Below are 23,155 nucleotides of genomic sequence, written 5' to 3' on the forward strand. Positions count from 1 at the left end.
TAAGACTCAAAGAACTGTATGCAGAAAAGAAAAAAAAACGAAAGAGTGTCTCACGAAAGAGGAATTCGACGTCATTATAAATAAAAAACGGGCAGAACTATTTGGAGATATCCTATCTGAAGGTAATAAAGGTTCTATGTTACTTAATTGACACAACATATTTAATCGTGTTTCATGCATTGCGTGGAATGAAATTCTTCACCTTGAAAATAAATCGATTGAAAAGATGCCCTGCGGAGGGGGCGTCTTTATTATTTTACTAAAATATTACCCTTTATAAAAAAATCCCCCTCTTTTTCGGAGGGGGCGTTCCTACTTTAAGCCGTTGTAAATTGTTCTTCTTCCGTTGATCCTTTAAGCGCAACAGTCGATGATTGGCCGCCAGAGATGACTTGAGCGACTTCGTCGAAGTAGCCTGTACCGACTTCTCGTTGATGGCGAGTCGCAGTGTAGCCGTATTTTTCGGCCTCGAATTCGGCTTGTTGCAGTTCGGAGTAGGCTGCCATGCCGCGCTCTTTGTAGCCGTGCGCCAACATAAACATGCTGTAGTTGAGCGCGTGGAATCCTGCCAATGTGACGAATTGGAACTTGTAACCCATTTTGCCGAGTTCGACTTGGAAGTTGGCGATTGTTTTGTCGTCCAACTTTTTCTTCCAGTTGAATGACGGCGAGCAGTTGTAGGCAAGCAGTTTGCCTGGGAATTTTTCGTGAATCGCTTCGGCGAAGCGGCGCGCTTCTTCTAGGTTTGGTTCGCTTGTTTCGCACCAAATTAAGTCTGCATATGGCGCGTATGCTAAGCCCCGAGCGATCGCTTGATCGAGTCCGGCACGCGTGCGGAAAAATCCTTCTGGTGTGCGCTCGCCTGTAATGAATTCTTGGTCGCGCGGATCGATGTCGCTTGTAATTAAGTCCGCTGCATTCGCATCCGTGCGCGCGATTAACACCGTCGGTACGCCCATGACATCCGCCGCAAGACGCGCCGCAATTAAATTGCGAATGGCTGTTTGTGTCGGCAGCAATACTTTTCCGCCTAAATGGCCGCATTTTTTCTCGGAAGAAAGCTGATCTTCAAAGTGAACGCCAGCCGCTCCCGCTTCAATCATTGCCTTCATCAACTCAAACACGTTCAACTGACCGCCAAAGCCCGCTTCCGCATCGGCAACGATCGGCACGAAAAAGTCGATGTCGCCGCTTCCTTCCGAATGCTGAATTTGGTCCGCACGCTGCAACGCTTGGTTAATGCGCTTGACGACATGCGGAACGCTGTTTGCAGGATATAAGCTTTGGTCAGGATACATATGTCCTGCAAGGTTCGCATCCGCTGCCACTTGCCAACCGCTCAAATAAATCGCCTTTAACCCTGCCTTTACTTGCTGAATGGCTTGGTTTCCTGTCAACGCGCCAAGCGCATGCACATAATCTTCCGTATTCAATAAATGCCAAAGCTTTTCTGCGCCGCGGCGTGCGAGCGTATATTCAATATCGATTGAACCGCGCAAACGAATGACATCTTCTGCCGTATACGGGCGCTTAATTCCTTTCCAACGCTCATCGTTTTTCCAGCTTTCTTCTAACTTTTTAATTCTTTCATCATTGCGTGTCATTTCTCTTCTCCCCCTTATTGGTTTACAAAATCTTATACCCCGGAATGGATTGACCTCTTTAAAGCGGCCATTGTGAAACGCTTCTTCACCGACTTCAAGCTTAATTTAGTTCGGCTTTCCGAAGTTTCGCTCAAGCTTTTCGACGAACTGGAGTGCTTCTGGTGTCAAAATTTCTACGTCCCACTCATTCATTCGACCGTGCACTTGAAGTCCAGATATTTACGTCGGCATTCCTCCCATCCTTTTGTTATAATACACATTTAATTAATCACGCTCTTATTGTATAACAGAATTTTAAAAAAAGAAAGTATTTTTTGAAAATTTATCAAAAAAAATTAGAAGGGAACCAATCCCCTCTATTCGTAGCGTTCTAAAAATATAATTCGCTCCAAAATGGTTGGATGACTGTAACGAAACAGCTTTACTAAATACGGTGGATGGACTTGGCTTAAACTGGATCGCGTCAATTCTTGGAACGTAGAAACGGCCGCTTCTTTATTTTCCGTAAGCTCAATCGCATACCGATCCGCCGCATGCTCTTCATAACGCGACGCCGCATTCATCGCAGGACTGACCGCAAAGCTTAACAGCGAAATAAGCAACAAAAAAAGCGGCAGAGAAGACATTTCATTCAACTTACGAATATGCAACCAATCGCCCCAGCGCGCAATGATGCGCTTCATCCAATGATTTGTTATATACAAGCCGATTAACGTTAAGACAATATATCCTCCTACTCCCCAATAAATATGCTTCATCACATAGTGGGCCATTTCGTGTGCCATAATAAACAAAATTTCATCTTCGCCAAGCTGCTGCAGCGTCGTATCCCAAAGAACGATGCGCGAGTTCCCGCCAATTCCTGTCACATACGCATTCAACGCGTTCGTTTTTTCGGACATGTCCACTTCAAACACATGATTCGCTGGAATGTTCGCCTCTTTCGCCAGCTCCAAAATTTTATCTTCTAGCTGCTTATTTTTGAGCGGATAAAAATCGTTATAGAGCGGATCAATGACAATGGGTTGAATGAAAGTTAAAAAAATGGTAAACGGAATTGACAGCAACCACGCATATACCCACCATCGTTTTTCATATTTGCGCATGAGCGTATATAACACATATACAATGACGATCATAATCGCATAATTCACCCAAAAATCGATGATCTCGTCGCGCATCCAGCTTGAAAACGTCTGCGTCGAAATATGATACGCTTTTGAAAAATAGTAGCCTGCATAGCTGAGCGGAAACGTTAAAACAGTGGCAAGAAGCGATAGACAAAACAAATAAATGGATGTTTGTACGAATCGCCATTTGGTTGTCTGTTCGGCCCATTGTTGAAACTTAGCGGACAAACCGAAAACAAGCACGAGGAGATAAATGACCCATTCATACGGAATGGATAAAAAGAATAGAAAATTTTTAATTTGCGAAAACTGCTCGCTCAATAAAAGCTCTCGTTTCGTTAAAAACATGGCAGGGTCCGCACTCGTCCCTTTATATTCGCTCGGAATGGATACATCAGCCCAGGAAAACAAATAAAAAGCAAAAAATAAGGCATATACGGCGTATAGCAATAACGTCCAACGAACAACTTTTTTCAAAAGCCCATCCCCTTTTTGTCCAACTTTTTATTATTAGTTTAGTTTAAAAAACACAATTTAGAACAACGTTAAAAATTCAAATAATGTTCATTCGTTTTTCCCCTCATTGTCATGTTGATTATGTATGATAGAAAAAGGGAGGGATTCATTTGAAAAAGCTATACATTACATTTTTCAGTTTATTAGCAATCTGTATTGGAGTTGGCATTTTTTATTTTACGGTTTACCGTCAGGCAAAAATGGAGTTTCCATCCGATGTGACAATGGAAACGGCATGGGGAAAGCCATATTCGTTTAGCGAAATGGAGCCAAAGGTACGCCTGTTAGAGTTTGTGTATACGAATTGTCCTGATATTTGCCCAAACACCACCTTTCAAATGAAACAGCTAAAAGAGCGGCTTGAAAAAGACGGTTTATTCGGCAAGAAAGTGGAATTTTTAACGATTACGATCGATCCAAAACGTGACACAAGCGAAGTCATGCAAGCATATGCGAAAATGTTTGAAGTCGAAAGCGATGAGGAAGGATGGATATTCTTGCGCGGCAATGAAGATGATACAAAAAAAGTGGCTGATGCCTTTAACTTCCAATATCGTGATCCAGGAAACGGCATGTTGATTCATACAACATTGACATACTTCCTCGATGAAAACAATCGCGTCATCGACACATTCGGCATGGGCGAAAAAGGATTTGATAAGGAGAAAGTATACAAGGCTATTTTAGAAGAAGTCAAGGAATAGGGCCTTGTTGTAAATAAGAGGGTGTCGCTTGAAGACACCCTCTTATCCTTTTAACTTGAATGCACTCATCATATCGGATAATTCATCTGCTAATTGCTCAACTTGTTTTGCTTGTTCAAAAATTTGGTGAGCTGCAGCTGCTTGTTGTTCTGTCGATGCGCTAACTTCCTCAATGCTTGCTGATGCTTCTTCGGTCACCGCTGCAACATCTTGCATATTTTCTGAAATCGTCATGCTGTCTGATTGAATCATTTTAATGCGGTTGATAACTTTTTCACTTATTTTGCTTGTACCTAATAAGTTGTTGGAAATTTGATTAAACGCTTTTTTCGCTTCTTCCATATGTTCTGAAGCCAGCTTCGTTACTTTGCTTCCTTCGGATACAATATGAATAGCTTGCTCTGTTTCAACATACGTCTGTTGAATCATATGAGCAATTTTCTCCGTTGCCCGCTCGGTTTCTTCCGCTAATTTTCGCACTTCATCTGCAACAACTGCAAACCCTCTTCCCGCTTCTCCTGCACGTGCGGCTTCAATGGATGCATTTAACGCAAGCAAATTTGTTTGGGACATAATATGGTTGATGACGTTGACAATTTCTTTTACTTGTTGCGAACGCTCACCTAATTGTTTCATTGCTTCTACCGCATCGTTTGAACTTCTGGCGACAGATGTAATCGTGTCACTCATCGTTTTTAAAACGTTCATTCCTTTTGTCGACACATCGATCGTCTCCAACATCGCTCGTTCCATTTGCTCCGCTTCAGCGATTAAGCAGTCTAACTCGTTCATCATCTTTTTCACCCGTTCGGTTACATCTTGAACGGATTGAGCGATAGCAACAGACCCGTGTGACATTTCACTCATCGTAATCGCTACTTGGTTTGTTGCTTGTTTTGTTTCCTCGCTCGTGATCTCAAAGGTTTGGGCACATTGGTGAAGCCGTTCGGCAGAATCGTGCAACTGATGCAACATATCCCGCATTTTATATACCATATGTTGAAAATGATTGCTTAACTGACCCACTTCATCTCCGCTTTTATGTTCAATTTCTACCGTTAAATCACCGCTCGCTACTTTTTTCGTCAATTGGCTTAACTGCTGTAATGGACGAACAAGGCGAGAAGCAAACATAATGACGATGACCGCAGCGAAAAGAAGCACAACCGCCGCTGTCACGAATGAAAGAAGCGCCAAATAATAAAGCTGTTCCGTTGCCTCTTCAACCGGAACTGTCAACACAAGCCCCCAACCTGTTGATTGAATCGGTGCATAAAACGCATATTTTTTAATCCCTTCAAACTCATATATGCCTTGCCCTTTATGTCCGGCTAATACGCTTTTCAACAGCGAAACGAGCTTTTCATTTTTTTCTTGTAACAAGTTTTTTTCAAGTATATATTCTTTTTTCGGATGGGCGATGAGCACACCGTCTCGTTGTATTAAATAACCATATCCTGTTTTCCCGACTTCTACGTTTAAAACAAGATCGGTTATTTTCTCTGTTTTCACTGTTCCAAACAACACACCGACGATCTTTCCTTGTTCACGAATTGGCGTGGCGATGACAATCACCTTTTCGTTTGTCGCTCGTGAAACAACGACATCGGAAATGACCGTTTTCCCTTTCATCGCTTCTTGAAAATAAGGACGATCACTAATTGAAACCGCTTTCCCATCTGCATGAACTTGACCAGTTGCATCAGCAATAGCAATCATCTCAAAGCTTGTCCATGTTTCTTGCACTTGCTTGAGCCGCTGCAAGTTATGTTCCGAATGCGTTACATCCCATCCCCCTTCTAAACTCAATCCTTCAATTAGTTTTTGATGATAATCAATCCATTCAGAAACTGCAACTTGCAAGCGACCAAGCTCTGCTTCTGCTGTTGCTTCAAACTGTTTTTCTAAAAATTCCTTCGCTTTTTGGTGATTTAAAAAAGCAACCATAAACAACGAAAGCATAACAATTGGTATGATGACGATTAACAACTTGCTGCGAACCGTCCGCATAGCATCCTCTCCCCCTCCCAGTCGTATTCGTAGCTTATATAATGTTAATATTAATCGAAATTAGTATGTAACAAAAGTAAGCAAAAAGGACTATTTTTATGATATTTTTGAAAATTAAAACACAAAAAATAAGTTGTCTCCACAAATCGCTGTGGAAACAACCTCTCACCACGCCGTATACCCTGCTAAAACAATAATCGTTACGAGCACAACAATCGTGACGTTCGCACCTAAAAATGCAACGAGAAAAGCGACAACGAAGCCAATAACCCCAAACAATGGATCATCTTGGACAAGGAAAATGCCAGGAACGATTAACGCACCGAGCATCGCGTACGGAACGTTCTTCAACACTCCTTGCAAAAATGGCGGCAACGACCATTTTTCAAATAACACAAAAGGCAGCATCCTTGGTACATACGTCACCGCTCCCATCGCAAGGATCAACCAAATGAGGTTATCCATCTGTTCGCTCCCCTTTCATCATCCATTCAACCATAAATGCCGAAAGCAATGTTGCGCTTACAATCGCCCAACCGGTCGAAAATTTGAAAACGAGAGCAAAAAGCGAATGAAACAACGCAGCAAAGACAGCAAGCCAAATCGCTTTTTTGTTCACCTTCAACGCAGGGACAAGCAAGCCGATAAACATCGCATAAAGAGCGATAGACATGCTTTCTTGCAAGTTTTGAGGCAAGCTTGCTCCAAGCACGTAGCCAAGCGCAGAATGAATGACCCAGCTTCCGTAGGCAGGAATGATGATGCCGAGCAAATAGGAAGTCGATACCGTTCCTTCTTTTGTTGCCGCAACCGAAAACGTTTCGTCTGTAATGCCGAACGCATACATTATTTTTTTCCAAATTTTATCTTTCTCCATTCTCTCATTCAATGAAGCGGACAGTAAAAAATGGCGAATATTGACGATGAACGTTGTCAACACAATTTCGAACATTCCCGTTCCAAGCGCAAGCAAATTTAAGCAAATGTATTGCGATGCCCCTGCATACACAATCGCACTCATCAGCACTGTTTCGACGAGCGTCAACCCTGTCGTTTTCGCAAGCAAACCAAACGTAAGCGCAATCGGCATATACCCGAGAACAATACTGATGCTCGCTTGCATTCCTTGGCGAAATGGCGAACGTTTTTTCTGCGCATAGGCAATTTCCATTCTTTCACCCCATCCCCAATTATTGTTACTATGCCTCTATTGTTAATCAATTTTGATTAAGGAGCAAGAAAAAATCCGCATGTCTGCGGATTAAACAAGCACAGCTCGATCACTGGCAAATTGGCTGCCGCGTATGCGTTGAAATTCTTGCAGCAATTTTTCAACCGTTAACTTTTCTTTTTCTTTGCCGCTCGCTTCAAAAATGATTTGGCCTCGGTCCATCATAATGAGCCGATTGCCAAGCTGAAGCGCTTGCTCCATGTTATGAGTGACCATTAGCGTCGTGAGCCTCTCCTTCTCAACAATTTGTTTCGTCAACTCGGTAATGAGTTGCGCACGAGCAGGGTCTAATGCCGCGGTATGCTCATCGAGTAAAAGCAAGTGCGGTTTTGTAAATGTCGCTATTAATAACGACAACGCTTGCCGCTCCCCGCCTGAGAGAAGTCCAACTTTTGCGTTTAAACGATTCTCTAGCCCAAGTTGTAACGTTTGTAGCGTTTCTTTGAAAAATTCACGTCGCTTTTTTGTCACACCAAAGCGAAGCGTTCGCTTCATCGTTCGGTTATACGCCAGCGCTAAATTTTCTTCAATCGTCATATTGGGAGCTGTTCCCGCCATCGGGTCTTGAAAGACGCGCCCGATATATCGAGCTCGCTCATGTTCGCTCATATTTGTCACGTTTTCTCCTTTAATGATCACTTCGCCTGTATCTGGAGTTAAACGACCAGAAATAATGTTCATCAACGTTGATTTTCCCGCGCCGTTGCTGCCAATAATCGTCACAAAATCGCCCGGCTCTAACGTTAAATTAATGTGTTTCAGCGCAACTTTTTCATCGAGCGTTCCTTCATTAAACGCTTTTGTAATCTGTTTGAGAGTTAGCAACGCTCTCACCTCTCTTTTCTGCTTGCAGCTTACGCCTTTTTTCCATTCTTGCTGATAAAAATTGCGGAAGAATAAGAGCCATGATGACAATGAAAGCGGTAATCAGCTTCACATCGCCCGTCTCAAGAAATTGTATGCGTAACGCCAACGTAATGACGATGCGATAAACGATCGCTCCGCCGATGACCGCAAACGTCGCACGCGCGATGGTCCGAGCTCCAAAAAGCGCTTCCCCGATAATAACGGAAGCTAAGCCGATGACGATCATCCCGATTCCCATGCCAATATCGCTAAATCCGCTATATTGTGCAATCAGGGCTCCTGAAAACGCCACGAGCGCATTGGATATACCTAATCCAACAATCGTCAATTGATCTGTATTTCCTGAAAAGCTGGCAATCATTTTTTTGTTATCCCCTGTCGCCCTCAATGCTAGACCGATCTCGGTTTTTAAGAACAAATCGATCAACATTTTCAAAACAATGACAAATAAAAACATGACGATGACGATCGCCCATGTCTTCGGCACAAAACTTGGAATGATATTCGCTAGCGCTTGATCGACACCGATCCCTTTCCACCAATCGCTTATGATGGTCACAACCGTTTCTTGTTGTAACAGTGGAACGTTCGGTTTTCCCATAATGCGCAAGTTAATGGAATAAAGGGCGATCATCATCAAAATGCCAGACAAAAGGGGATTAATTTTCCCTTTCGTATGAAGAAGCCCCGTCGCGCAACCTGCTAGAAACCCTGCCAGCAAAGCAGCAAATGAGGCTAAAAACGGATTGGTTCCGTTGACAATCAACACGGAAGCGACCGCCGCTCCCGTGACAAAGCTCCCGTCAACGGTTAAATCAGGAAAGTCCAAAATTCGAAACGATAAATACACGCCAAGCGCCATAATCGCATACAACAACCCTGCTTCAACGGAACTAAACAATGCAGTCAGCATACCATCCATCCTTTAGACATAATCTCGTTGCCTTATTCAATATATTCAGCGATCGAATCCCATTCTGGATTGAGCTCCACTCCCATTTCTTTTGCTGCTTTTTTATTAATCAACAATTTCAATTTCTGTGGATATTGAACAGGAAGTTCTGACGGCTTTTTCTTTCCTTTTAAAATCTCTGCAGCCATCACGCCTGCTTCATAGCCAATATCGTAGTAATCAAAACCATACGCCGCAAATCCGCCGCGTTTCACTGAATCTAATTCGCCGACAAACAACGGAAGATCTTTATCATTCGCGACTTGAACAACAGACTCAAGCGCAGAGACAACGGTATTATCCGTAATAATATAAATACAATCCACTTTGCCAATGAGCGATTCAGCTGCCTGCTTCACTTCGGACGATGTGGAAACCGACACAGGAACAATCGTTAAATCGGTTCCTTCCATCGCTTTTTTGACCGCATCAACTTGTGCCACAGAGTTTTGCTCTCCCGCATTATAAATCATGCCGACCCGATTTCCGTTCACATATTTGTCAATGAATTGAACTGTTTTTGGAATTGCATCCGGGTGTGTATCGGTCGTTCCTGTCACATTTCCACCTGGCTTTTCCATTGATTCGACTAGTTTAGCTCCGACAGGATCGGTCACCGATGTAAACACGATTGGAATGTCTTTTGTCGCATTCAATGCTCCAAGCGCACTCGGCGTCGAGTTCGCAAAAATTAAATCAACGCCATCCGCCACAAAATTGTTGGCGATCGTTTGGTTATTATTCATATCTCCTTGGGCAATTTGAACATCGTACTCCACTTTTAATCCTTGATCTTCCAGCGCTTTCTTAAATCCGTTAAACGCCGCATCCAAAGAAGGATGTTCGACGATTTGTGTCACTCCAACTTTATACGTTTTGTCTCCTTCTTCATTTTTTTCAGACGTTTCTTTCGCTCCGCAGCTCGCAAGGACAATTCCCGCTAACAACAAAGCACTGAACATTTTGATCCTTTTTTTCATAACCCTCATCCCCCTCTATACAAATTACTTTTTCACTGTTTCGCTTTTATGCGTTAAATTATACAAATATATTTTCAAAATATCAAGTAAATTCTGATTTTTATAATAAAAAAAGAAAGCGATGCCTTTACGCATCGCTGTTTTTCTACTGCACGGATGATGTGAATCGCTCTTTTAATGCTCGTCTTAAAATTTTTCCTGTCGTATTTTTCGGAATTTCTTCTAAAAACTCGATCGAACTTGGCAATTTATATTTGGCAAGATGTTCGCTGCAATACGCAATCAGCTCTTGTTCCGTTAAATTCGGATTTTTCGAAACGACGAAGCACTTCACCGCTTCGCCAAAGTTTGGATCAGGTACACCGATAACCGCCGCTTCGACGATATCGGGATGGCTATAAAGCACCTCCTCTACTTCACGAGGATAGACGTTATAACCGCCAACAATAATCATATCTTTTTTCCGGTCAACAATGTAAAAATATCCTTCTTCATCCATCTTCGCTAAATCACCTGTATATAACCAACCATCGCGAATCGTATGCGCTGTCTCCTCCGGCATTTTGTAATAACCTTTCATCACATTCGGGCCGCGAACAATTAACTCCCCGACTTCACCGACAGGCACTTCTTCGCCAAATTCATTCACCACTTTATTTTCGACGTTGATGACGCTTGTCCCAATCGAACCTGGCTTGCGCGGGCGATCGAGCGGATTAAAGCATGTAACCGGTGAAGCCTCAGACAAGCCATAGCCTTCAGAAACAATGACTTGAAACTTTTTCTCAAAGTTTTTCAACAAAGCAACCGGCATCGAAGCGCCACCCGAAATACAAAGGCGAACCGTCGCAAAATCTTCCGCCTTTCCGTCTGGATATTGGTATAAAAAGTTATACATCGTCGGCACGCCCACAAACACGGTCGCTTTCTTTTCCCTGGCAATCTTAAAAATTTCCGCCGGACTAAATTTCGGTATAATGAGCACCGTCCCGCCATTCATCAGCGGAGCGTTTAAAGCAACGGTTAAACAAAACACATGAAACATCGGCAATGTCGCAATGACGCGGTCGCTTTCATTAAATTTTAAATAGTTTGCAACGTCCTGCGCATTGCTGTAAAGGTTTTTATGCGTAAGCATGGCCCCTTTCGGCTTTCCAGTTGTTCCTGACGTGTAAAGAATGACCGCAACATCATCATCCGCTAGCGAAGGGCCTTCAAAAGGAGTATCTCCTTGTTCAATGATAGTTGTAAACGATTTCATTTTTTCGGGCAAAACAATGCCGTTTTCTTTTCCTTGCGGCGTCTCACAAATGATGATATGCTCCACCTGCGGAATGCGCTCGATCATTTTTGCAAGCGTTGGCACAAGCAAATCAATAGCAATGACCGCCTTCACATCCCCATTGTTTAAAATGTAGCTAATCTCATCTGGCGTATAAATCGGATTAATGGGAATGGCGGTCGCTCCCACCCGCATGGCTCCGTACAAGCTGATGACAAAATACGGTGAATTCCCAAGCAATAAAGCGACATGATCCCCTTTACTGATCCCTATCTTTTCCAATCCGCTCGCAAATTTCATCACGGCTCCGTTCAACTCGCGGTATGTACTCTCCGTCTGTCCAAATACATACGCTACTTTTTGCGGCTTTTCTTGCGCAATTTGTTCCAACCGTGAAACCAAATTCATTGCTCCCCCACCCTTTTTATGAATGAATAATCATTCATTTTAAAATTTAAAAAATTCTAAACATATTATAGATAAAAAGAGAAAAGAGAGCAAGAGAAACAATGGGAGTATCTCCTGTTCATTTATATATGATGAGCTTAAATTTCCGACATGAACAAGCTTTTCTGCCTATGGTATTCTATCCATGATGAGATATGTCGGAAACTCAACTTGAATTTATATAAAAATTTAAGATAAACAAATAAAAATAGCTCATTTTTCCTACAATCTTCTGCTCTAAACAAAAAACAGTTCATTTTTCTTACTAAATGTGCTAATATGTACTAGACAAAATTAGACATGATTAGACAAAATTAGACAAAAACACGTTCAAATAAAATCACCAATATTTCCTATAAATCTTTATTTTAAATTTTAAATGATTAAATTTTCCTAATAAACATGCTAGTATATACAACGTGACATTATAGACGACATTATTCGACAAGATTCTATATCGAATTGGCAAACTACTCGAAAGGGTAGGACGCAAAGCTAAAGGGGCTACATCTATTTTCAAAATAGATATGCCAGCCAGCTGCCCTTCCTAGGAAAAATCATTGTGATTTTTTTAGAAGGTTCTTTATTTAGTTGGTATCAACTGCCCTCTTTAGCATTCTAGAGAGGGCAGTTTTTTTAGTTAGTAATTAATTAGAAAGGAGCTGTGATGATGGAGCAAAATATAAAATGTGTTGTTATCAAGCTACATAACGAACAATTTGGAATTGATATTCATCAGGTTCGTTCTATTGAACGATTGAAAAGTATTACAGCCATTCCTCAGACTCCCCACTATGTCAAAGGGATTGTGAATCTTCGAGGAAATGTGATTCCTGTGATCGATTTATGCAAACGCCTTTCAATGAAATCGAGTTCTTATACTGATCAAACTAGATTAGTAGTAGTAACAGTCAAGGAGACAGATGTAGGGCTTATTGTCGATGCAGCAAACGAAGTAATGGATATCAACGGAGAGCAAATTCAACCTACACCTACTATTACACAAGACAAGAAAATAGATTTTTTATATGGAATAGCAAAATTAGAAAATCAAATTTTAATTCTATTAGATGTAGAAAAATTGTTAAGCAATGATGATGTCATTCATTTAGAACAGCTAAAAGAGTTGAAAGAAAACCTAAGAATGGAGGATGAATAATGAAAAGCCTTCGATTAAAGATTATTAGTGGATTTTTAGTTGTCAATTTTTTATTAATCATCGTATCAATTTTTAGTTTAATAGAAATCAATCAATTAAATACAAATGAAGCAGAAAGAGCATATACCTTGATTCTAACTCTTACTATTATTTCTATCATTATTGGCTTAGGGGTTGCCTTTGCCCTTTCTAACATGATTGTAAAACCGATTTTCCAAGTAGTAGATCGTATGAAAATGGTAGCTGAAGGAGATTTGTCGGCAAAGTTACTTGAAACAAAATCCAAAGATGAGATTGGTCAATTAACTCAATCAATGAATAAAATGATTTTAAACTTACGAAATGTCGTTGGTGAAGTAAGAAGCACGGCGGAACAAGTCGCTGCATCTTCAGAGGAATTAACAGCAAGTGCAGATCAGACAACAGCTGCAACGGAACAAATCGCTTCTGCAATTCAACAAGTAGCAAGTGGAGCTGAAACGCAATCGAATGGAATTGAACGAAATTCTACTTCTTTAGAAGAAATTACACAAGGTATTATCCGTGTTGCTGATAGTTCTAATCAGGTTACAGAACTTGCAAAACAAACTACTCAACAAGCTGAAGATGGCGGAGATTCTGTTGCACGTACAGTTGACCAAATGAATTCAATCTATAAATCGGTTATAGAAACTGATAAAATGATTAAGTCTTTATATGAACGTTCAAAAGAAATTAGTCAAATTCTTGATGTGATTAGTGGAATTGCCGATCAAACGAACCTTCTTGCTTTAAATGCAGCAATTGAAGCAGCAAGAGCAGGAGAGCATGGAAAAGGTTTTGCGGTCGTAGCCGATGAAGTACGAAAACTTGCTGAACAATCTCAAGCATCAGCGAAGCAAATAGCTGAATTAATTCTAAAAATCCAAAACGACACCGAAAATTCTGTTAAATTAATGACGGGAGTTACACAAAACGTAGAAAATGGTCTTGAAATATCGAAAGAAACATCTGAAAAATTTGCACAAATCGTCCAAAATATGAAAGATATTGCGCCGCAAATTGAAGAAATTTCTGCCATCTCTCAACAAGTCTCAGCGGAAGTACAAGAAATCACATCTACAGCGCATGAGCTTGCAAAAATAGCAACAGAAAATGCCGCTACATCTGAAGAAGTAGCAGCCTCTACAGAGGAACAACTAGCTTCGATGGAGGAAATTACATCATCTGCAAAAGTTCTTGCGCAGATGGCTGAGGAGTTACGAGAAAGCGTTATTAAATTCAAATTATAAACGGTCCAATTTTATTTTGTAGACAAGGGAGCATATATTTTCACCAAAAGCTCCCTTTATCTACATTTTATTCAGAATAAATTGAATAATAGAAAAGGAAGTGAAATCAATGAATATCGATTTAATCAAAAAAATTATTAAAGAACAATTTTTTACTAATTTTTTTCAACCTATCTATCACCTTGTCAATCAGAAAGTGCTCGGTTATGAAAGTTTATTTCGCTGTACACTTGTAAAAAATCCTGAACATCTTTTTAACTATGCACTTCAACATGGACTTGTACATGAACTTGATACAGCGTCCATTACTAATTCTTTAAGGGAATTTAAAAAATATCATTCACATCACTTATTTCTATCCCTAAATGTTTATCCATCCACAATTTCTATGTCCTTTTTTACACAATTTTTAGAAGAGTTAGTAAATTCCTTTTCCATTCCAAGTAGACAAATTGTATTAGAAATAAATGAATCGGAGCGATTGACAAACTTGGACAAGTTATCAAAAAGCATATGTTTATTGCAAGAAAAAGGGTTTCTAATTGCATTAGATGATTTCGGGAAGGGAGAGTATTCATTTCACTCATTAACAGAAATTAACCCTGATATCATTAAATTAGATCGTTGTTTTGCTAAAAATTTAGCAAATGATCCAAAAAAGCAAGAAACTTTATTATATGCTCTAAATCTTTTAGGAGAAAGTAACAAAATTATATTAGAGGGGATTGAAACGGAAGAAGATATGCGATGTGCAAAAAGTTTAGGGGTTTCTTATGGTCAAGGATATTACTTTGCTAAGCCTCTGCCACTACATATGATAAATGTACATAGTGCTACATAAGTCTGTATTGATTTTTCGACATGTCTCATAATGCCATTAGCGGCAAGATTTTTTTCTTACCGCTAATAGCATGAGACGTGAAATGCATACGATATTTTTATTTGGAGAAGTAGAAGGAAAATTTTAAGCTAATTCTTAAACTATAAAACTTTTTATTTTAAGTTACCAGGAACAGATTTAGAAAGTCTTCCTGAATTAGACGCTGCGACTGGAGATACCGCTGGACGTAAAATACGCATCTCATTCACCTCCCCCTACTTCAACATTTTCTATGTTAGAGTTGCATAAAGATTGCTGCGCATGAATCAAGCGCAACACTTGTTTGATTTTTCGCTTTTCGTAAGAACATGGACGCTTTCCTTTACGTATGCGATACAACGGACAGTGATTTCCTTGACAAGCAGGACGGAAAAAGCATGCTTGACACGTTTCATCCTGCTCTTCGCCCGAAGTAACCCACAATGCCAATTTATCAAAGTCGATGTCCATTGTCCCATCGGCATCAAGCCATCCAACATGGTTGTATTCTTCATGAAGAAAACAAGTACATTTATATACTTGGCCGTTTGAGCCAATCACGAACGAATGTGGTTTGGCAGCATAACAAATCGCCCCAGTAGGCATCAATATCGACTCTATAATCGAACTCATACTTAACCCTTTGTTGATTCCGAATTCCGTAAACTCCCATATTTTCGTTTCTGCTGTACGATGATCGCAGATCGGTAAACCTTCATCGTTCGCTCCTCCCCATCTTCCAACAGGGCGGCAGAAAATTTGAAAACGCGAGTCTCCCGCAAAATAACCTGCAAGCTCTTCTAAAAAAGATGGAACGTGCGAAAGATTATCTTCATCAAAATTAATGCGAATGTAAATTTCAAAGGAGTCATCTAATTTTTGTATTTCTAATAAATGGTTCAAGATCGTTTCGTACGTAGGACCACCGTTCGTCAAAGCTCTGCGGGAATCATGCACATCTTTGCTTCCATCAAGCGTAATCATAAAGCGATTGACTTTATATTTTAATAACTTTTGCAACGTTTCTTTGGATAAAAAGTATCCATTTGTCGACATTTCAGCTTGATAGGTGACGCCATGACGGCTCGTCAATTCTAATACCGTTTCGCTTAATTCTTCAATGATGTCATATGCTAATAACGGTTCCCCACCGAACCAACTGATTGTAAGATGCTCTAATTTAGGAATTTTATTGGTTAAAAAGCGTTTTAAACCGTCGATCACATCACGGCTCATGTTTCCGCGCGAAAAATCTTGATAACAGTATGTACAACGGAAATTGCATGCTTCTGTAGGAAGTATAATTAAATGCATCGCGTCCGTTCTATGTAATGTTTGGTGCAAAAACTGCGCCCGCTTCTCCTCATTTACGTGCTCTGGAACGAGAAACCCACACTCGGCAAGCATTTTTTCAATAGGTAATAATTCTCGATCGATCCCGTTACGCTTTAATGCTTGCAAAACAACCTCTTTCTCTTCCTCTGTCACCGTACAGATTGCCCCTGTATAACTGTTGTATAGAATAAGTTCGCCGTTTTCTGCTTGCGAAATCGCATTAAATCTCGATGGAATCCATTTCATCGGTTCTAACACCCTTCTTTATAAAATCATAGAAGCAAACAAGCGGTTTAACCGTTAAATACGTCACATAACCGAATATCTTTTTGCCTTCTTTTTCATTTCGTCTATCACAAAAGCTTCGACGCTACGGAACTATTGTAAGAAAATAAATAGACATCTCCCCATCACTTTCTTGAACGTTATATGAACATTTTGCAAAAAAAATTTGACATGAAATCAAAAAACGCAACGGAATGAACTCCGTTGCGTTACTATTTCTCCCAAACAAAACCTGATGAAGCGAGATATACGGGACCATCAAAGATCGTTTTTGCTTCACTTACTAGCTGTTGAACATCGCCAAAATGCGGCAAATGCGTTAACAATAAAGCCCCAACCTTTGCATCGCGCGCAATTGTCGCCGCTTCTTCACTTGTCATATGTCCAGCTTGAGCAGCGTTTTGTCCCGCATAAAAATTACATTCGCAAATGAGCAAATCAGCACGGTCAGAAAATGAAACAAATTGAGGTAAATAGCTCGAATCTGCGGTGTACACAACCGTCGCATCTCCAGCTTGAATGCGCATCGCATAACAAATAGCCGGGTGCTCCGTTTTCATAAATTCAATCGTAAACGGTCCGATCGTTAACGGTTTGTCCGGATCATAGGCAATGTTTTTCGTCACCCCTTTATGAGCTAAACGCACAAATCCATCTTTATCAAAATCATGTCCGTAAATCGGTAATTCTTGCAAATCGGCTCCTAAATTTTTCTTAATCAATCGCGCATATTGAAGCGGTCCAATATCAGCAACATGATCGTGATGATAATGCGAAACAATGACAGCATCTAACTGCTCAATATCGACATAATTTTGTAATTGTGCTAATGCACCGCTGCCGCAATCGACCAATAAATGAAATCCATCATGCTCGATTAAATAACAAGATGTCGCTTCGTTTTTTTTCGGAAACGCTCCCCAAAAGCCGACGACAGTGACCTTCATTTCTTTCCCTTCCTTTCGTCTCAATTATTTCTTTCCACTAACGAATATAATCGATTTTCTTTTTCTTTGCACATGCGAAAAAATGTTGTAAAACAGCTATTGACATTTCAAATCCTGTTATAATACAATACAAATAACAACAATACGGAGGGGATGTAAAAGTGTTAGAAAAAATGTCTGAATTTTATAAAAAATTACCACCAAAAACGTGCATGGAATGCGGAAAAGAGATCGAAGAACAACATGAATGCTACGGCAATACATGCTCCAACTGCTTAAAAGTCACATGCTAAAAGAAGAAGCAGCCAATCGGCTGCTTTTTATTTTAGCTTATACACACGCGCTTCATACGGCTTCAATACAATGGTTTCAATTCCCTCATTTTCATCGACAGGGTAGTTGCTAATTAACAATTGCTTTTCTGTAAATTGAATATGGTTCGGCAGTACAAACGTTGGCGTCTCTGCACTAAAGTTTGTGATCACGAGCAGCTGTTCATCGTTTAGCCTTCTCATGTAAGCGTAAATTTGCTCGTCATCTTCTAAAATTAATTCATATGAACCGTACACAATAATTTCGTGTTCCTTGCGCAAGCGAATGAGCTTTTTATAGTAGTGGAAAATAGAATTTTCATCTTTTAAGGCTTGCTCCACGTTAATTTCGCGATAATTTGGATTCACATTAATCCATGGCGTTCCCGTTGTAAACCCAGCATTCTCCGTTGCATCCCACTGCATCGGGGTTCTCGCGTTGTCACGGCCACGATAATGAATCGCTTTTAGAATTTTGTCTGGATCATATCCTTTTTCAACCACTAAATCTTTCCATAAATTATGAATTTCAACATCACGATAATACTCAATCGATGGGAAGGCAACGTTTGTCATCCCGATTTCTTGTCCTTGATAAATGTATGGCGTTCCTTGCATCATATGAAGCCAAGTTGCTAACATTTTCGCACTTTCGACACGATAACGTTTGTCATCCCCAAATCGTGAAACAGAACGCGGTTGGTCATGATTTTCAAGATAGAGAGAATTCCATCCTTTTCCGTGCAACTCTGTTTGCCATTTGCTCATAATTTTTTTCAAGTCGGTTAATTTCCACGGCTGAATATCCCATTTTCCAAGAGGGCTTCCCGGTTTTGAGTCTACATCCATATGTTCAAAATGGAACAGCATGTTCATCACGCCATCTTGCTCATTGGTAAAGCGAATCGCATCCTCTGTATTGACAAACGGCGTTTCACCAACCGTCATAATATCGTATTTGCTTAACACTTTCTCTTTCATTTCTCGTAAATAGTCCATCAACTTTGGACCGTTGACAAAATATTGTCCTCCCCATTGATAGCGATCATTCGGATTGGTCACTGGCGCATCAGGAAGCCCTTCCACTTTTGACAACACGTTGATGACGTCCATGCGAAAACCGTCAACGCCTCGATCGAGCCACCAAGTCATCATCTCAAAAATTTCTTTACGAACGTTAGGATTTTCCCAGTTTAAATCAGGCTGCTTTTTGGAGAAAAGGTGCAAGTAATATTCTCCTGTCGCCTCATCATATTGCCATGCAGAGCCGCTAAAGAACGATAGCCAGTTGTTCGGCTCTTTTCCATCTTTCCCTGGACGCCAAATATAATAATCGCGATACGGATTATCTTTGGATTTCCGCGATTCAATAAACCAAGGATGTTCATCAGACGTATGATTGACGACTAAATCCATCACTAATTTCATGCCGCGCGCATGCATTTGCGCAAGTAGCTCATCCCAATCATCAAGCGTTCCAAACTCATCCATAATCGCTTGATAATCGCTAATATCGTAGCCATTATCGTCATTTGGTGATTTATACACCGGAGATAACCAAACGACATCGACTCCAAGTTCTTGTAAGTAATCCAATTTTTCAATAATGCCTCGTAAATCCCCGATTCCGTCTCCATTCGAATCTTTAAAACTGCGTGGATAAATTTGATAGACAACCGCTTCTTTCCACCATTTTTTTGAAATCGATTCCATCATCCATTCTCCCCCTTATCATTATTCTTTTACTGAACCAGATGTTAATCCTGAAACAATGTGACGTTGGAACAATAATACCATGATGACCAGTGGAATCGTCACGATGACCGTTGCAGCCGAAATTTCACCCCATGGGATCGTGTACTGGCCGCGGAACATCGCAATTCCAACTGGAACCGTCTTATAGCTTTCCGCTGTATTAATGGTTAAAGCGAATAAAAATTCGTTCCACGCTGCGATAAACACAAGAATCGATGTGGTGAAAATTCCCGGAACGGTTAACGGCAAAATGACTTTAAAGTAAGTTTGCAACGGTGTCGCTCCGTCTATTTTTGCCGCTTCTTCTAAATCAAATGGAATTTTACGGAAGAATGTTACCAATAACCAAATAGAGAGCGGCAAAGCAAAGGTTGTATACGGAATAATTAATCCTAAATAACTGTTTGTTAATTCAAACTTTTTCACAAACATATAAATAGGCGAAATCGTCGCAATTTGCGGAAACATCGATACGGATAAAACAATGCCAAGAATGATGGACTTCCCTTTAAAATTAAGCCGAGCGATCGCATACGCAGCAAAGGCAGCCACGAACACCGTATATGCCGTCGTAATCGTCGCAATCACCGTACTGTTCCACAAATATTTTAAAAACGGATAGTTTGCAAAAACGGATACGTAACTTTTTAGCGTTGGATGGCTCGTAAACCAATTAAACGCTTCTTCACCAAACAATTCGGTTAAAGGTTTTATGGAGCTCAATAAAATCCATAAAAACGGAAACATGACTAAAAAGACGAACGCGGCTAAAAACACGTAAAATAACGGACCTGCTTTTTTCTTCATTTTCGCACCCCCTATCATTTTCGGTCAGAAACAAGGTCAGCACCTAAAAGCTTGATATAAATCGTCGAAATAATCGCTACGCAAATAAAGACGATGACCGCTAAAGCTGAACCTTCGCCGAAATTCGTTTGTGAGAACATGACTTTGTACGCTAAAATGGAAATCGTTTCGGTTGAGTTTGCTGGTCCGCCGCCCGTCAAAACGAAAATTAAGTCAAAGACGCGGAATGCATCTAGCGTACGGAACAATAACGCTACAAGAATGCTAGACTTTAAAAGTGGTAATGTAATTTTTGTGAATTGTTGCCACTTGGTCGCTCCATCGATGGAAGCCGCTTCATAAAGCGAATTTGGAATTGTCTGCAATCCAGCGAGCAACAGCAACGCCATATAAGGAGTTGTTTTCCATACATCCGCGAAAATTACCGCAAACATTGCTCCTGAACCTGTTGTTAATAGATCGCTCATTCGTTCAACAATACCGAGATCGGCAAAATATTTTGCCACAATTCCGTTTTGACCATCATATAAAAATTTCCACATTAATGCAGAAACAGCTGTCGGAATCGCCCAAGGAATTAAAATGGTTGCCCGAACAAGACCACGTCCAAAAAAGGCTTTATTAATTAAAAGCGCAATCGCTAAACCAAGCACTAATTCCGCTGCAACGGAAATAACGGTGAAAACGGTTGTATTCCATAGCGCTTTCCACATTCGACTGTCCGAAAAATACTTTTTATAATGATCCAGACCGATGAAGTTTGGTTCAACGATCGTTCCCTTCAGTCCTTCAGCGAGCCCCGTTACTTTATCCCCTTGTTTTAATTCACCATTTTCGTTCAATGTTTTTAACGTTTGTCTCGTTTCTTTGATCGTTTGCTCAAATTTTTTTGCGGTATCTTTATCTAATTCGACAATTCGAATTTCTTCACTTGGGACTTCAAAATTATTTAAAATTTCGTCAACCTGTTCATATCGTTTCGCAACTTCTTGATCCGCACGAAGCTCTTCATCTGCTCGTTTCAAATCTTTTTGTAATTTTTCAAGCGTTTCTTTCGTTTCTCCGCTTGCTTGTGCAGATTCTTGCTTCAATGCGTTCATTAAAAACGGATAGTTTTCTAAATAGCGCTCCAAGTCAAGACTGTAATTTAAATGAAGTGCAGATTTTGCGGGGTTATTTAAACGATAATCAAACAAGCTAAAATAAAAAGATTGAATAACCGGCCAAATCGCGACCGCTAAAATCAGCAATAACGATGGAGCAACGAGCAGATAAGCTAATAAACGCTCCGATTTTTTTTCGTTTTTCACAAGTTGTTCCCCCTTTTCGCAAAGGATTTAGCCTTCAGCGCTGAACAAGCAGGCTGAAGGCTAATGTGCAAACGTTATTTCAATACCGCTTTAATTTCTTTTTCCATATTTGCAACCGCTTCTTCTACTGTGATTTCTCCAGCAATCGCTTTCGATACGTTAATTTGAATAATTTCAGACACTTCTGGATAGTTTGGTACAACTGGACGAGGCACAGCTGCATTTAATCCCTCAACAAATCCTTTTTCTCCAAAGAATGGGTTTGCTTCAAGAACTTCTTTATCTTCAAATAATGCAGGGATGGTTGGTGCTAAACCGCCATAGATCGCAGAAATTTTTTGGCCTTCTGGACCAGTCATAAATTTCACAAATTCCCAAGCTTCTTCTTTATGTTTAGAATATTTGTTGATCGCTGTCATCCATCCGCCTAATGTAGCTGCTGAGCCTGCATCACCAGCTGGCAGCGGAGCCACTCCTACTTTACCAACAATTTTAGATTGCTCTTTGTCGTTCGCTAACGCATATTGATATGGCCAGTTACGAATGAATGGAGCTTGACCTTCGATAAATGCTGTATGAGATTCTGGTTCAGTAAATGTTGTAATGTTGCTTGGAACCACATCAGATTTCACAATCTCAACCATTTTTTTCAACCCTTTGATTGCTTCAGGGCTGTTGATGACGACGTTGTTATTTTCATCAACAATTTTTCCGCCATAAGAAGCGATAAATTCAACCGCATTACATACTAATCCTTCGTATTGTTTTGCTTGCATTAAGTAGCCGAACTTCGTGCCGCCTTTACCTTTAAATTCACGCGCAGCGGCTAACAATTCATCCCATGTTTTTGGCACTTTATCTTTTGGTACAATATCGGTGCGATAGAATAATAATCCTGCATCAATAAATTTCGGCATCGCCCATTGTTTGCCGCCGAAGTTTCCAGCCGCAAGCGCTCCTTGGTTGTATGTACTTAAATCGATGCCGTCTTTTTCGATGAAGCGATCAAGCGGCAATACATATCCTGCTTGTGCAAATTCTGCAGGCCAAACAACGTCAAGGTCCATGACGTCAATTTCAGATGATTGAGCGTTCAACATTGTGACGTATGCATCGTGCTGTGCTCCTGTATCTGACGGCATTTCACGCAATTCAACATCGATGTTTGGATGTTTCTTTTCAAACTCTTCAATGATTTTTTCAGTTGCTTTTGTTGCATCTTGACCGCGAGCATAAACAATTTTGACAACTTCTTCAGACTTTTTCGCTGTATCTTTTTCTCCCGTTTCTTTTTTCGCCGGCTCCGCATCTCCTTGAGAGCACGCCGTTAAGCCTAACGTAAGCGCTAACAAAGCAGAAGATACTTTTGTCACTTTTTTCATTGTGAATCCCC

20 protein-coding genes and 1 riboswitch are annotated in these 23,155 nt (G+C 40.5%); of the genes, 5 read left to right on the top strand and 15 right to left on the bottom strand.

The genetic code is table 11. The features are described 5' to 3' along the window. Window positions 1-317: 317 nt before the first annotated feature. The gene (gene aceA / locus EDD69_RS04880) at window positions 318-1,604 is read right to left on the bottom strand and encodes an isocitrate lyase (RefSeq protein ID WP_132947850.1); all 1,287 of its coding nucleotides are present in this window, start codon (window positions 1,602-1,604) and stop codon (window positions 318-320) included. 356 nt (window positions 1,605-1,960) lie between these two features. Continuing rightward, window positions 1,961-3,211, bottom strand: a complete 1,251-nt coding sequence (locus EDD69_RS04885; protein ID WP_132947851.1) for a M48 family metallopeptidase — start codon at window positions 3,209-3,211, stop codon at window positions 1,961-1,963. A gap of 149 nt (window positions 3,212-3,360) precedes the next feature. On the opposite strand from EDD69_RS04885, the gene EDD69_RS04890 reads away from it, so the two are divergent. Next, on the top strand, window positions 3,361-3,954 hold the full coding sequence (locus EDD69_RS04890; protein WP_132947852.1) for an SCO family protein: 594 nt from the start codon (window positions 3,361-3,363) through the stop codon (window positions 3,952-3,954). Window positions 3,955-3,996: 42 nt separating this feature from the next. On the opposite strand, the gene EDD69_RS04895 is transcribed toward EDD69_RS04890, so the two are convergent. From EDD69_RS04895 to EDD69_RS04925, 7 genes are all read right to left on the bottom strand, one after another. Continuing rightward, the gene (locus EDD69_RS04895) at window positions 3,997-5,964 is read right to left on the bottom strand and encodes a methyl-accepting chemotaxis protein (protein WP_132947853.1); all 1,968 of its coding nucleotides are present in this window, start codon (window positions 5,962-5,964) and stop codon (window positions 3,997-3,999) included. 165 nt (window positions 5,965-6,129) lie between these two features. Further along, the gene (locus EDD69_RS04900; protein ID WP_132947854.1) at window positions 6,130-6,429 is read right to left on the bottom strand and encodes an AzlD domain-containing protein; all 300 of its coding nucleotides are present in this window, start codon (window positions 6,427-6,429) and stop codon (window positions 6,130-6,132) included. Beyond that, the gene (locus tag EDD69_RS04905) at window positions 6,422-7,135 is read right to left on the bottom strand and encodes an AzlC family ABC transporter permease (protein ID WP_132947855.1); all 714 of its coding nucleotides are present in this window, start codon (window positions 7,133-7,135) and stop codon (window positions 6,422-6,424) included. Before EDD69_RS04905 ends, EDD69_RS04900 begins: the two co-directional genes overlap by 8 nt. A 90-nt stretch (window positions 7,136-7,225) precedes the next feature. Further along, window positions 7,226-8,020 carry an ABC transporter ATP-binding protein gene (locus EDD69_RS04910; protein ID WP_132947856.1) on the bottom strand — a complete coding sequence of 265 codons (795 nt, stop codon included), beginning with the start codon at window positions 8,018-8,020 and terminating at the stop codon, window positions 7,226-7,228. Next, on the bottom strand, window positions 7,986-8,975 hold the full coding sequence (locus EDD69_RS04915; protein WP_132947857.1) for an ABC transporter permease: 990 nt from the start codon (window positions 8,973-8,975) through the stop codon (window positions 7,986-7,988). The genes EDD69_RS04910 and EDD69_RS04915 overlap by 35 nt, the downstream gene beginning before the upstream one ends. A 32-nt stretch (window positions 8,976-9,007) precedes the next feature. Next, the gene (locus EDD69_RS04920; protein ID WP_132947858.1) at window positions 9,008-9,994 is read right to left on the bottom strand and encodes an ABC transporter substrate-binding protein; all 987 of its coding nucleotides are present in this window, start codon (window positions 9,992-9,994) and stop codon (window positions 9,008-9,010) included. A 145-nt stretch (window positions 9,995-10,139) separates the two neighbouring features. Further along, window positions 10,140-11,684, bottom strand: coding sequence for a fatty acid--CoA ligase family protein (locus EDD69_RS04925; RefSeq protein WP_132947859.1), 1,545 nt, complete (start codon window positions 11,682-11,684; stop codon window positions 10,140-10,142). A 493-nt stretch (window positions 11,685-12,177) separates the two neighbouring features. Then, window positions 12,178-12,269: riboswitch (cyclic di-GMP riboswitch) on the top strand. A 124-nt stretch (window positions 12,270-12,393) separates the two neighbouring features. On the opposite strand from EDD69_RS04925, the gene EDD69_RS04930 reads away from it, so the two are divergent. The 3 genes from EDD69_RS04930 to EDD69_RS04940 all read left to right on the top strand — a co-directional run bounded on the left by EDD69_RS04930 (window position 12,394) and on the right by EDD69_RS04940 (window position 14,994). Further along, window positions 12,394-12,882, top strand: coding sequence for a chemotaxis protein CheW (locus tag EDD69_RS04930; protein ID WP_207893246.1), 489 nt, complete (start codon window positions 12,394-12,396; stop codon window positions 12,880-12,882). Further along, window positions 12,882-14,153 carry a methyl-accepting chemotaxis protein gene (locus tag EDD69_RS04935; RefSeq protein ID WP_132947861.1) on the top strand — a complete coding sequence of 424 codons (1,272 nt, stop codon included), beginning with the start codon at window positions 12,882-12,884 and terminating at the stop codon, window positions 14,151-14,153. Before EDD69_RS04930 ends, EDD69_RS04935 begins: the two co-directional genes overlap by 1 nt. 109 nt (window positions 14,154-14,262) lie before the next feature. After that, on the top strand, window positions 14,263-14,994 hold the full coding sequence (locus tag EDD69_RS04940; RefSeq protein ID WP_132947862.1) for an EAL domain-containing protein: 732 nt from the start codon (window positions 14,263-14,265) through the stop codon (window positions 14,992-14,994). 240 nt (window positions 14,995-15,234) lie between these two features. Here the strand turns inward: EDD69_RS04940 and EDD69_RS04945 are convergent, their stop codons facing one another. Beyond that, window positions 15,235-16,593: a radical SAM/SPASM domain-containing protein gene (locus EDD69_RS04945; RefSeq protein ID WP_132947863.1), complete on the bottom strand. Its 1,359-nt coding sequence runs from the start codon at window positions 16,591-16,593 to the stop codon at window positions 15,235-15,237. Between the two features lie 251 nt (window positions 16,594-16,844). After that, window positions 16,845-17,579, bottom strand: coding sequence for an MBL fold metallo-hydrolase (locus EDD69_RS04950; protein WP_132947864.1), 735 nt, complete (start codon window positions 17,577-17,579; stop codon window positions 16,845-16,847). A 161-nt stretch (window positions 17,580-17,740) separates the two neighbouring features. Between EDD69_RS04950 and yhfH the strand changes: the two genes are divergently transcribed. Next, entirely contained in the window at window positions 17,741-17,872 is a 132-nt protein-coding gene (gene yhfH, locus EDD69_RS04955) for a protein YhfH (RefSeq protein ID WP_132947865.1), read from the top strand. A 27-nt stretch (window positions 17,873-17,899) separates the two neighbouring features. Here yhfH and EDD69_RS04960 read toward each other — a convergent pair whose 3' ends face one another. The 4 genes from EDD69_RS04960 to EDD69_RS04975 all read right to left on the bottom strand — a co-directional run bounded on the left by EDD69_RS04960 (window position 17,900) and on the right by EDD69_RS04975 (window position 23,144). Next, window positions 17,900-19,603 carry a glycoside hydrolase family 13 protein gene (locus EDD69_RS04960; protein ID WP_132947969.1) on the bottom strand — a complete coding sequence of 568 codons (1,704 nt, stop codon included), beginning with the start codon at window positions 19,601-19,603 and terminating at the stop codon, window positions 17,900-17,902. Window positions 19,604-19,624: 21 nt separating this feature from the next. Then, complete coding sequence (locus EDD69_RS04965) at window positions 19,625-20,452, bottom strand: carbohydrate ABC transporter permease (protein WP_132947866.1); 828 nt, start codon at window positions 20,450-20,452, stop codon at window positions 19,625-19,627. Window positions 20,453-20,466: 14 nt separating this feature from the next. Continuing rightward, the gene (locus EDD69_RS04970; RefSeq protein WP_132947867.1) at window positions 20,467-21,762 is read right to left on the bottom strand and encodes an ABC transporter permease subunit; all 1,296 of its coding nucleotides are present in this window, start codon (window positions 21,760-21,762) and stop codon (window positions 20,467-20,469) included. A 74-nt stretch (window positions 21,763-21,836) separates the two neighbouring features. Next, on the bottom strand, window positions 21,837-23,144 hold the full coding sequence (locus tag EDD69_RS04975; RefSeq protein ID WP_132947868.1) for an ABC transporter substrate-binding protein: 1,308 nt from the start codon (window positions 23,142-23,144) through the stop codon (window positions 21,837-21,839). Between the last annotated feature and the right edge of the window lie 11 nt (window positions 23,145-23,155).

This window comes from Thermolongibacillus altinsuensis, assembly GCF_004341205.1.
Classification (GTDB): Bacteria; Bacillota; Bacilli; order Bacillales; family Anoxybacillaceae; genus Thermolongibacillus; species Thermolongibacillus altinsuensis.